General features: G+C 63.9%; 10 protein-coding genes. 4 read left to right on the plus strand and 6 right to left on the minus strand.

Annotated elements, in window-relative coordinates:
• Positions 1-92: 92 nt before the first annotated feature.
• From EN939_RS09950 to EN939_RS09965, 4 genes are all read left to right on the plus strand, one after another.
• The gene (locus tag EN939_RS09950) at positions 93-1,646 is read left to right on the plus strand and encodes an alpha/beta fold hydrolase (protein WP_127267878.1); all 1,554 of its coding nucleotides are present in this window, start codon (positions 93-95) and stop codon (positions 1,644-1,646) included.
• Between the two features lie 110 nt (positions 1,647-1,756).
• Positions 1,757-2,236, plus strand: a complete 480-nt coding sequence (locus EN939_RS09955; RefSeq protein WP_127267879.1) for a carboxymuconolactone decarboxylase family protein — start codon at positions 1,757-1,759, stop codon at positions 2,234-2,236.
• Positions 2,237-2,319: 83 nt separating this feature from the next.
• On the plus strand, positions 2,320-2,682 hold the full coding sequence (locus EN939_RS09960; RefSeq protein ID WP_127267880.1) for a nuclear transport factor 2 family protein: 363 nt from the start codon (positions 2,320-2,322) through the stop codon (positions 2,680-2,682).
• A 55-nt stretch (positions 2,683-2,737) separates the two neighbouring features.
• Positions 2,738-3,052 carry a hypothetical protein gene (locus EN939_RS09965; RefSeq protein ID WP_127267881.1) on the plus strand — a complete coding sequence of 105 codons (315 nt, stop codon included), beginning with the start codon at positions 2,738-2,740 and terminating at the stop codon, positions 3,050-3,052.
• Positions 3,053-3,190: 138 nt separating this feature from the next.
• On the opposite strand, the gene EN939_RS09970 is transcribed toward EN939_RS09965, so the two are convergent.
• The 6 genes from EN939_RS09970 to EN939_RS09995 form a co-directional block, all read right to left on the minus strand.
• A complete protein-coding gene (locus tag EN939_RS09970) occupies positions 3,191-4,618 on the minus strand; it encodes a gamma-aminobutyraldehyde dehydrogenase (RefSeq protein ID WP_127267882.1) in 1,428 nt (475 codons plus the stop codon).
• Positions 4,619-4,721: 103 nt separating this feature from the next.
• The gene (locus EN939_RS09975) at positions 4,722-5,537 is read right to left on the minus strand and encodes an ABC transporter permease (protein WP_127267883.1); all 816 of its coding nucleotides are present in this window, start codon (positions 5,535-5,537) and stop codon (positions 4,722-4,724) included.
• The gene (locus tag EN939_RS09980) at positions 5,527-6,477 is read right to left on the minus strand and encodes an ABC transporter permease (RefSeq protein ID WP_197031622.1); all 951 of its coding nucleotides are present in this window, start codon (positions 6,475-6,477) and stop codon (positions 5,527-5,529) included. The genes EN939_RS09975 and EN939_RS09980 overlap by 11 nt, the downstream gene beginning before the upstream one ends.
• Positions 6,478-6,491: 14 nt before the next feature.
• On the minus strand, positions 6,492-7,502 hold the full coding sequence (locus EN939_RS09985) for an ABC transporter ATP-binding protein (RefSeq protein WP_127267884.1): 1,011 nt from the start codon (positions 7,500-7,502) through the stop codon (positions 6,492-6,494).
• 219 nt (positions 7,503-7,721) lie between these two features.
• Complete coding sequence (locus EN939_RS09990) at positions 7,722-8,876, minus strand: ABC transporter substrate-binding protein (RefSeq protein ID WP_127267885.1); 1,155 nt, start codon at positions 8,874-8,876, stop codon at positions 7,722-7,724.
• Between the two features lie 220 nt (positions 8,877-9,096).
• A partial coding sequence (locus tag EN939_RS09995) for a LysR substrate-binding domain-containing protein (protein ID WP_127267886.1) occupies positions 9,097-9,695 on the minus strand: 599 nt, incomplete at its 5' end.

Here is a 9,695-nt window from a genome sequence, read left to right on the forward strand (position 1 = left end):
ACATTCGTCATCGCTAAAGTTTAAGCTGCCGCATCCGCGCTGTTCTGCTATGGTTTGACGACCAGAAATCGTCAGGCCGGGGTGGAAATCTCGTGAGGCCGATCGAGACGCGATACGCCCGTAGCGGCGATATGAGGATCGCCTATCAGGTGGTCGGGCAGGGATCGCTCGATCTGGTCTTCGTGCCGGGCTTCATTTCCAACCTCGACCTGCACTGGGAAGACGAGGGCTATACCAGGCTCTTGAAGCGGCTTTCGGCATTCTCGCGGCTGATCCTGTTCGACAAGCGCGGCACGGGTCTGTCCGACCGCGTCGACGCGCATAACCTGCCCAGTCTCGAAACGCGGATGGACGATGTGCGCGCGGTTTTGGACGCTGCCGGCAGCGGCCGTGCAGCCCTGCTCGGCTCCTCCGAAGGCGCGCCGATGGCGATGCTGTTCGCCGCCACCTATCCGGAGCGGACGCGGGCGCTGGCGCTCTATGGCGGCTATGCGCATTTCCACAAATGGGTGATGTCGCCCGAACGCCTCGACGCTTTCATCGAGATGGCGGAGACAGCCTGGGGCACCGGCGCCACTCTGCCCCATTTCGCGCCGAGCCGGGTCGACGACGCGCATTTCGCCCAGTGGTGGGCACGTTTCGAACGATTGTCGGCGAGCCCGACGGCGGCGGCGGCGCTGGCGCGCATGAACGCCGACGTCGACATCCGCCACATCCTGAACGTGATCAGCGCGCCGACGCTTGTGATTCATCGCCGCAACGATGCGCGGGTCGACCCCGATGCCAGCCGCTTCCTTGCACAGAAGATTCCCGGCGCCCGGCTGGTCGAGATTGCCGGACGCGACCATCCGATCTGGACCGGCGATGTCGACGGGGTGGCCGACTTGATCGAGGAATTCCTGACCGGCGAGCGCGCCGTAGGCGAAGTGGACCGCGTGCTGGCGGCACTTCTGGTGACACGCATCTACGATACGGCGCGGCTCGGCGACCGCATGTGGAGCGAACGCAGCCAACGCTTCCAGGAAACCTGGCGGCTGCTGGTCGGACGCCATGGTGGGCGCTCTGTGGGCCTGCATGGCGAGTTGATGATTTCGCGCTTCGACGGCCCGGCACGCGCCATACGCTGCGCGGCAGCCCTGCGCGAGGCGGCGCAGGAAATCGGCGTGGCAAGCGCGCAAGGGGCGCATGTCGGCGAGATCGAAATGCGCGGTCCGCCCGTCGGGATGACGGCGCGGGTGGCGATGCAACTGGCCGCCCATGCCGGCCGCGGCGACATTATCGCGTCGCGTCTGATCGCCGATCTGGCGGCTGGGTCGGGCCTGCATTTCACCGACGCCGGGCGCATCAGCGTCGACGAGTTGGAGGAGCCGCTGGCGCTGGTCCATGCGACGTCCGAACAGCATCTGGAACCCGCCTGCCGGCCCAAACCCAGGGTTGCCGAGCCGGCCGCATTGACGGCGCGCGAAAGCGAGGTGGTGAGCCTCGTCGCCGACGGCAAGAGCAATGCCGCGATCGCCGCCGAATTGAGGCTGAGCGAACACACGGTCAAGCGCCATGTCGCCAACATACTGCTCAAGCTGGACCTGCCGTCGCGGGCGGCGGCGGCGGCGTTTTCGGCCAGGCACCCTGGCCCGCACGGGCCATGAGAGCCATGGCGCTTTCGGGCGAAGCGGCCATGGGCGGGTAAGCGCTATCAATTCTCTCCATGCAGGCCAGGCGGATGTCGTCGGGAAAGGTGCTGCGAACGGAGGAGGAAATGCTGACGTCGAACCAAACACTCAAATCGCTTGCGATAGCGGCAAGCGTCGGAGCGCTGTTCGCTATCGCTCCCGCAAAGGCCGAGGATGCGTCCGCGGCGGCTGCCTACAAGGATATCGAGGCGACGCTCGGCTCGGTGCCGGACATGTTCAGAACGCTGCCGGATGTGGCCGTTGCCGGCGCTTGGGCCGAGATCAAGGGCGTGCAGCTCAACCCGAAGACGGCGCTTGACGGCAAGACCAAGGAGCTTTTGGGCCTCGCCGTCGCGGCGCAGATCCCATGCCAGTATTGCATCTATTTCCACACCGAGGCGGCCAAGCTCAACGGCGCCAGCGACGAGGAGATCAAGGAGGCGGTCGCGATGTCCGCGATCGTGCGCCACTGGTCGACGATGCTCAACGGCAGTCAGGTCGATCTGACGACCTTCAAGAAGCAGGCCGACGACGTGTTCGCGGCCGTCAAGGCGAAGTCGCAGTGAGGAAATCCCTGCCCGGCGACGAGCGCCGGGCAGCCCTTCGACCATCAACCGCCCGGTCGCAAGACGGGCCAATGGAGGATGACATGCTGACCAAGACCCAAACAGTGGATGGCGCATCGATCAAGAAGGCCATCGAAACCCGTGACGGCAAGATGCTGTCGAGCTTCTATGCCGACGACGCGCTGGTGCGGGTGATCGACCGCAACAACCCGCCGAGCAAGCCGCGCGAGATCCGCGGACGCGCGGCGATCACCACATTCTGGGACGACATCTGCAGCCGGGCGATGACCCACAAGGTCGACACCACCATCGCCGACGGCGACAGCCTCGCCTTCACCCAGGCCTGCGCCTATCCGGACGGCACCAAGGTGTTCTGCGCGGCGATGCTGGAGCTGAAAGACGGGCGGATCGCAAGGCAGACCGTCGTGCAGGCCTGGGACGAGTAGACCAACAGCCTGTGGATCAACCGCGGCCTGGGCCGCAAACCTGGAGGAGAAGACGATGTTCAGCGCCAGATGGCAGATCGACGCCAAGTTCGGGCACAAGCAGACCGTGCTCGACCTGTTGAAGAAATGGGAACGCGAGATCGGCTCGCAGGTCGGCATCGACGAGCTGGAATTCCAGATCATGACCGGTTCGATCGGCGCGCGGGAGGCGACGGTCGAGTCCCATCACCAGGTCGAAAGCCTGGCCCAACTGGAGGCGTTCTTCGCCAAGATCGGCAAGATCGACGCGCATGCCAAATGGGGCAAGGAGATCGAGCCCTATGTCGTGTCGGGCACCAGCCTGTGGAATATTTATCGCATTGTGGAGTAGTGACTCTTCTCCCCGTTTCACGGGGAGAAGATGCCGGCAGGCAGATGACGGGCGGAGCCCGCTTTGCCAGGGACGCGCTGCCCCTCATCCGGCCCTTCGGGCCACCTTCTCCCCGTAAAGCGGGGAGAAGGGAAGGCGCTAGCTGTGAGCCACCATCACATGGCGCACGGCGGTGTAGTCTTCCAGCGCGTAGAGCGACATGTCCTTGCCGTAGCCGGACTGTTTCAGCCCGCCATGCGGCATCTCGTTGGTCAGCATGAAATGCGTGTTGATCCAGGTGCAGCCATATTGCAGGCGGGCGGCCGTCGCCATGGCGCGCGAGACATCCTTGGTCCATACCGATGACGCCAGGCCGTAGTCGCTGTCATTGGCCCAGTTCACCGCGTCGTCGACTTCCGAAAAACGAGTAACCGAGACGACCGGGCCGAACACTTCGCGGCGGACAATCTCATCTTCCTGCAGCGCGCCGGCGACGACGGTCGGCTGGTAGTAGAAGCCAGAACCCTCGCCCGGCTTGCCGCCGGTGGTGATCTCGATGTGCTTCAGTTCCGAGGCGCGCTCGACGAAACTCGACACGCGGTCGCGCTGGCGGCGGGAGATGAGCGGGCCGATCTCGTTTTCAGTGTCGTCGGGACGGTTGTATTTGATGGTCGAGACGGCCGAGGAGAGATCGGCGACGAGTTTGTCGTAGATCTTCTTGCCGGCGTAGATGCGGCAGGCGGCGGTGCAGTCCTGGCCGGCATTGTAATAGCCGAAGGCACGCAGACCGCTGACCACGGCGCCAAGATCGGCGTCGTCAAAGACGATGACCGGTGCCTTGCCGCCGAGCTCGAGATGCGTGCGCTTGACCGACTTGGCGGCCGCCTGCAGCACTTTCTTGCCGGTGGCGACGTCGCCGGTGATCGAGATCATGTTGACCTTGGGATGATTGATCAGCGTGTTGCCGACGCTGTCGCCGCGGCCGAGGACGACATTGACCACGCCTTCCGGCAGGATTTCCGCAAGTATCTTGGCAAGCTTCAGCGCCGTCAGCGGAGTCTGCTCCGACGGCTTGAAAACGACCGTGTTGCCGCCGGCGATCGCCGGCGCCAGCTTCCAGGCCATCATCATCAGCGGGTAGTTCCACGGCGCGATGGAGGCGACGATGCCGATCGGGTCGCGCCTGACCATCGAAGTATGGCCGGGAATGTATTCGCCGGCCACGACGCCCGGCATCGAACGGACGGCGCCGGCGAAGAAGCGGTAGCAGTCGACGATCGCCGGGATTTCGTCATTGAGCACAGCGTTGATCGGCTTGCCGCAATTGAGCGCCTCGAGCGTGGCGAACTCCTTCGCGTCGGCTTCGATGCGGTCGGCGATCTTCAGCAAATAGCCGGAGCGTTGCGCCGGCGTGGTGCGCGACCACAAGACGAACGCCTGTTCGGCGGCGGTGACCGCCGCCTCGATCTGCGCCTGGCTGGCCTCGGGCAGGTTGAGGATGGTCGCCCCGGTCTTTGGATTGAGGATCGGCTCCTCGGTCTCGGTGCCCTTCTCGAATTTCGAGCCGATCAGCATCTGGGTGTCCATTGGATTCTCCCTTAACAGGAGCGAGTAGCGAGTAGCTGAAAGCGAGCAGGGTTGACCGTCGATGATCCCTACTCGCTGTTCGCTACTCCCTATTCGCTGTTTTTCATTTCCCACTTCCGGCGATCTGGTCGCCGTCACGGGTGAGGTAATAGGCGGCAAGGATCGGCAGCAGCGTCACCAGCACCACGACCATGGCGACGACATTGGTGACCGGGCGCTGGCGCGGGCGGATCAGCTCTTCCAGCATCCAGATCGGCAGCGTCTGCTGCTGTCCGGCGGTGAAGGTGGTGACGATGACCTCGTCGAAGGACAGCGCGAAGGCCAGCATGCCGCCGGCAAGCAGTGCCGTGGCGATGTTGGGCAGCACGACATGGCGAAAAGTCTGAAAACCGTCGGCGCCGAGATCCATCGACGCCTCGATCATCGATCCGGAGGTGCGGCGAAAGCGGGCGACGGCATTGTTGTAGACGACGACGACGCAGAAGGTGGCGTGGCCGAGCACGATCGTCCAGAACGAGAACGGGATATCGGCGAGCGAAAAGGCCGAGCGCAGCGCGATGCCGGTGATGATGCCGGGCAGGGCGATCGGCAGGATGACCAGCAGCGAGATGGTTTCGCGGCCGAAGAATTTTGTCCGCGACACCGCCGCCGAACAGAGCGTTCCGAGGACCAAAGCAATCGCAGTCGAGATCGAGGCAACCCTGACCGATAGCGACAGCGCCTGCCAGACATCCGGCCGGTTCCAGGTCACGGCGAACCATTGCGTCGTCAGCCCTGGCGGCGGCCAGACGAAGCTCTTCTCCTCGGTGGTGAAGGCGTAGACGAAGATCAGCAGGATCGGCAGATGCAGGAACAGCAGGCCGCAGGCGGCGGCTATCTTCAGGCCGAGCGGAGCCGACTGGGAACCATCAGAGCGCATCGAAGGCCCCCATGCGCTTGGCGCCCCAGAGGTAGAAGCCCATGATGACGATCGGCACCACGGTGAAGGCGGCGGCGAGCGGGATGTTGCCGGCGGTGCCTTGCTGCGAATAGACGGCTTGGCCGATGAACAGCCGCGAGGTGCCGATGATCTGCGGGATGATATAGTCGCCGAGCGTCAGCGAGAAGGTGAAGATCGAACCGGCGACAATGCCCGGCAGGGCCAGCGGGAACAGCACGTTGCGGAAGGTCTGTCCCGGCGAAGCCCCCAAATCGGACGAGGCCTCGACAAGATTGCCGGGCACGCGCTCGAGCGCCGCCTGTACCGGCAGGATCATGAACGGCAGCCAGACATAGACGAAGACGATGAAGGTGCCGGTGAACGATACCGACAGCGAATTGCCGCCGACAATCGGCAGCGACAGCCATGCGTCGAGAACCCACAACAAATGCAGCTTGGCGAGCAGCCAGGTGAGGATGCCCTCCTTGGCCAGGATCAGCTTCCAGGCGTAGATCTTGACCAGATAGCTCGACCACAGCGGCAGCATGATGCCGAGATAGAACAGCGCCTTCCAGCGACCGCGCGCATAGCGCGCCGCGTAATAGGCGATGGGGAAAGCGATGACGGCCGAGGCCAGCGTGACCAGGGCCGCCATCGTCACCGTGCGCAGGATGATGTCGAGATTGGCGGCCTGGAACAGGTCGCCATAAGTCTTCAGCGTGAACTCACGGTTGATGAGGCCGGAAAACTCGTCGATGGAGAAAAAGCTCTGCGCCAGGAGCGCAAACAGCGAGCCGATATAGACGATACCCAGCCACAGAACCGGAGGCAGCAGCATGAGCAGCAGCAGGACCTTCGGCTTGCGCCAGAAAAGGTCCGATAGCGCGCCGCGCAAGCCGCCGCTGCCGGGCAGGATGGCGGGCGCTGTTGCACGCATCATGGCGGCGTCGAGGCTCATGCCGGCTCGTCCATCAGATGCAGGTGCTCGCGGTTGAAGGTGAGCACCACCGCCTCGCCTTCCCCAGGCAAGGCCGTGCCGGCGGGCACGATGGCGTGCAGCCGCAGCCCGTCGGCGTCGAGCGCCAGCTTCGTCGTGGCGCCGAGATAGTTGGTCGAGACGAGGCGGGCGGATACGCCTTCGCCACTTGTGCCCGCGCTGGCCGCGCGGCCGACACGAATGGATTCAGGGCGCAGGCTGCCCCAGCGATGCTGGCCGGAATAGCGCTGGACGAAATCCGGCGGCAGCACGTTGGAGGAGCCGACGAAATCGGCGACGAAGCGCGTCTTCGGTCGCTGGTAGATATCTTCCGGCGTGCCGACCTGCATGATTTTGCCATCGTTGAAGACGGCGACGCGGTCGGCCATCGACAGCGCTTCGCCCTGGTCGTGGGTGACGAAGACAAAGGTGATGCCGAGCGCCTTCTGCAGCGACTTCAACTCCTCCTGCATGTTCTCGCGCAATTTGAGGTCGAGCGCGCCGAGCGGCTCGTCGAGCAACAGCACCTTTGGCTGGTTGACCAGCGCACGGGCGAGTGCCACGCGCTGGCGCTGGCCGCCGGAAAGCTGGCCGGGGCGGCGGGCGCCATAGCCGGGCAGCCGCACCAGTGACAGCGCTTCTTCCGCCGCCTTGTGCCGCTGAGCCTTGCCGACACCCTTGACCATCAGCCCGTAGGCGACGTTGTCGAGCACGTTCAGATGCGGGAACAGCGCATAGTCCTGGAACACGGTGTTGACGTTGCGGCGATAGGGCGGAACGCCCTCGGCGCGTTCGCCGAAGATCGAGATCGAGCCCGATGTCGGCTGCTCGAAGCCGGCGATGAGGCGCAGGCAGGTGGTCTTGCCGGAACCTGACGGGCCGAGCATGGCGAAGAATTCGCCCGGCACGATGTCGAGATCGACCGCGTCGACGGCGCGCACGCTGCCGAAATGGCGCGAGGCTTTCTGGAAGGAGACGGCGGAGGTCATGGGCTGTCCTGATCTGTCAGGCAAATCAATTCGGGCTGCGGTGCAGCGTTCTTCTAGCGGGCGTTTGCGCTGCCCCTCATCCGCCTGCCGGCACCTTCTCCCCGTACAGTGACGGGGAGAAGGGAAGCACTCCAAGGCCGGTGACCCCCCTCTCCCCGCTTCTTCACGGGGAGAGGGCAAGGTGAGGGGCGGCGCTGCACTCTCAGGCGAAGCGCGGAATCACCTTCCGCCGATGACGCCGATATAGTCCGACACCCAGCGGTAGTACGGCACGCATTGGTCGTTCTGGGTGGCGCATTTCGACACCGGGGTCTTCCAGAACTTGATCTTGTCGAAGTTCTCGTAGCCGTTGGTCTTGCAGCCCTCGTCGGTCAAAAGCTCATTGCCCTTGCAGGCGGCGGGCACCACGGGCAGCGAACCGAACCAGGCCGAGACGTCGCCCTGCACCTTGGGCGACAGCGAATGTTCCATCCACATATAGGCGCAGTTGGGGTTGGCCGAATCGGCTTCCATCATCGTGGTGTCGGCCCAACCGGTCGCACCCTCCTCCGGAATGGTGGACGCTATCGGCTTCTTGGCGGCGACCAGCGTGTTGACCTGGAAAGGCCACGAGCCGGAAGCGACGACGCCCTCGTTCTGGAAATCGTCGACCTGAATGGCGGCGTCATGCCAGTAGCGGCCGACCAGCGTGCGCTGGACGCGCAGCAGGTCGAGTGCCGCCTTGTACTGGTCCTCGTTCAATTCGTAGGGATCCTTGATGCCGAGTTCCGGCTTGTGGAACATCAGATAGTTGGCGGCGTCCGCGACGTGGATCGGCCCGTCATAGGCCTGGACGCGGCCCTTGTTGGACTTGCCGTCCGGCAGCTTCATTTCCTCGAAGACGACATTCCAGCTCTTGGGAGCTTCCTTGAACACGTCGGTGTTGTACATCAGGACGTTCGGACCCCACTGGTAGGGAACGCCGTAATGGGCGCCGCCAACGGTGAACCACGGCGCGTCCTTGAGGCGCTCGTCGACCGTTTTCCAGCTCGGGATGAGATCGGTGTTGATCGGCTGCACGCGCTTGCCGGCAACGAGGCGCAGCGAAGCATCGCCCGAAGCCGTGACGAGGTCGAAACCGCCCTCATTCATCAGCGAGACCATCTCGTCGGAGGTGTTGGCGGTCTTGACGTTGACCTTGCAGCCGGTCTCCTTCTCGAAGGAGGTCACCCAGTCATAGCCCTTGTCGGTTTCGCCGCGCTCGATGTAGCCCGGCCAGGCAACGATATTGACCTGGCCCTCGCCCTTGCCAAGTTCCTTGACCTGGGCGACGGCTTGACCGGAGAAGGTCAGCGCGACCGTCAGAGCAGTGCACGACTTCAGGAATGAATTCATTGTCGATCTCCCATTTAGGCGCCTGGCCCCGAAGGCCGGTTTCGGTCTTCGCTAGGGGTCACGCGCGGACTGAAAACTGTCAGTTCGTCCGTTGGGCTTGATGCCGCTCTGATGGCGGCTTTGGTCCCTGAACCGGAAAGTGCTTTGAAAATTCCGGTTTCGCAAATTCATTTATCAGAAGGGCGATATCGGTTTTTCCGATAGGTTGGCAGCCGATCTCTCAGGGACGCTGGCGAACCGTCCGTTGCGACTGGGCAAGACCGATGAAATCGCGCGCGGCCTGCGGCAGACCGGAGCCGCGCCGCCAGACCATGCCGACCTGGACCACCGGCAAGGAGCCGGAAATATCGCGCGATTCGATGCGGTCGCCTTCCAGCGACCAGGGCCGGTAGACGAGGTCGGGCAGCAGCGCCACACCGGCGCCGGTGGCGACCAGACTGCGCACGGCTTCCACGGAACGGGTGCGGAAGGCGACATGCGGCTTGGCGCCGATTGCCGTCAGCAGCTTGCCGGTATTCTCCTCGATCTCGTCGACGGTCAGCATGATCAGCGTTTCGGAGGCAATGTCGCCAATGCTGATAATGTCGGCGCCGACGAGCGGATGACCGAGCGGCAGCCACAGCCGATAGGCCGAGACTTCGAGGATTTCCGACTGCAACGCGGTGCGGTCGCGCAAATTGGAGGTGACCATGACGGCAATGTCGAGCTTGCCGCCAATCAGGAGGTGTTCGAGATAATCGCCATTGTCCTCGATGGCAGAGACCTCGACGCCGGGATAGGCGCGACGGTAGCGGGCGAGCAGATCCGACAGCACATAAC

The organism is Mesorhizobium sp. M7A.F.Ca.CA.002.05.1.1 (genome assembly GCF_003998335.1).
Taxonomy (GTDB): Bacteria; Pseudomonadota; Alphaproteobacteria; order Rhizobiales; family Rhizobiaceae; genus Mesorhizobium.